Source organism: Candidatus Magnetaquicoccus inordinatus, assembly GCF_004217665.1.
GTDB lineage: Bacteria > Pseudomonadota > Magnetococcia > Magnetococcales > Magnetaquicoccaceae > Magnetaquicoccus > Magnetaquicoccus inordinatus.
The window spans coordinates 1-1,052 of sequence record NZ_RXIU01000528.1 but is presented as its reverse complement, the minus strand read 5'-3'; the positions used below and the strand labels follow the sequence as shown (position 1 = coordinate 1,052).

2 protein-coding genes are annotated in these 1,052 nt (G+C 48.5%); one reads left to right on the top strand and one right to left on the bottom strand.

Features of this window, described 5'->3' with window-relative positions; all coding sequences use genetic code 11:
• A partial coding sequence (locus EJP87_RS17050) for a CCDC90 family protein (protein WP_227657759.1) occupies nt 1-486 on the top strand: 486 nt, incomplete at its 5' end.
• Between the two features lie 69 nt (nt 487-555).
• Here EJP87_RS17050 and EJP87_RS19145 read toward each other — a convergent pair.
• A complete protein-coding gene (locus EJP87_RS19145; RefSeq protein WP_130473011.1) occupies nt 556-801 on the bottom strand; it encodes a TIR domain-containing protein in 246 nt (81 codons plus the stop codon).
• Between the last annotated feature and the right edge of the window lie 251 nt (nt 802-1,052).

Genomic DNA, 1,052 nt, shown 5'->3' with positions numbered 1-1,052 from the left:
GTGTACCCTGGTCAGCACTCATGCCACTGTAGTATGCCTTCGCAAACTCATCCCAGGGAACCAACCCTGCCAGTTTCCCTGCAAAAAGAGGTCGAGGCCACCAGGGTCAACCTGCAAAAGGAGCTTGAAGCCACCAGGATCAGCCTGCAAAAGGATCTTGAAACCACCAGGGTCAACCTGCAAAAGGAGATTGAAACCACCAGGGTCAGCCTGCAAAAGGAGATTGAAACCACCAGGGTCAGCCTGCAGAAAGAGATCGAATCTACCAAGGCAAGCCTGCAAAAAGACATTGAGGTCACCAAGGCCAGCCTGCAAAAGGAGATTGAAAAAGCGAAAGTTGAAACGGTCAAGTGGGTTGTCGCCACGGGAATTGTCATTCTCGGTGGCATGGCAACCATCAATCGTATTGCACCCCCCGTACCGATCTACCTGCAGGCACCCGCGCAGGAGTTGCGCCTGCCTGCTCCGTTGCCTCCTGCACGGTAGGAAAAGATCACGTCGTCATACGAATCCATGTCCAGAAAACAGCATAAGATTTTAATATTTATTATTTTTCTATCCATTAAGCATGTATCCCAGTGATTTCAGCTCTCTTCTGATGTGGTGGGCAACGTCTTCGATTGATTTATTATAATTTTTGAAAATGATTCCGTGTATATCGCTCGGTAAGGTAACGTCCCCGGTATGTAAACAACACACTTTGTCGCGACCAAGATTGCCGATGAAGAAGCCAAATTCGAAGATTACAAGCAAGGCTCTGCCCTGCACCCGCCAGGGGAGATAATCTCCCCTGGACCCCATGCCACTTGTTCATGGCAATCCAGACCACCATGTCAAAATATGTTGCAAAAGTACACTTCATTCAGTATCATGATAGACAAATAAATTACATATAAATCAGGAGGAAATCGCTTGCCCCATTCGCTTCCGATGGGTGACGCCGATCTGCTGAAAGGGTTGACCGTTCTCTATGTGGGGTCTCCTCAAAAAGCCCCTACCGCAATTGCTCTTCTACCGTGAGATGGACCCGACTCAACGGTGATTTTTGTTAC